General features: G+C 62.9%; 1 protein-coding gene. It reads left to right on the forward strand.

What is annotated here, in order from left to right:
• Nucleotides 1–224, forward strand: a 224-nt coding sequence (locus tag ASF66_RS22665) for an immunoglobulin-like domain-containing protein (protein WP_162240079.1), incomplete at both ends; no start/stop codon positions are given.

Here is a 224-nt window from a genome sequence, read left to right on the forward strand (position 1 = left end):
GGCAATGACGTCTACAACGGCGCCGACACCGTCAGCACCGCGATCACTGGCGTAACCGGTGGCAACTACGAGCAGCTGACCCCGAACACCACACCGGTTGTGACGCCAGTTGGCGATAGCATTGATGTCACCAACGTTGTGCTGACCGCCACTGTCCCAGCGGGCGGCGCCCTGGAAAACGGCACCATCCTCTACACGGCTACCGTTGGCGCACCTGTCACCGG

The sequence above is a fragment of the Pseudomonas sp. Leaf129 genome, assembly GCF_001423465.1.
GTDB classification, from domain to species: Bacteria; Pseudomonadota; Gammaproteobacteria; order Pseudomonadales; family Pseudomonadaceae; genus Aquipseudomonas; species Aquipseudomonas coleopterorum.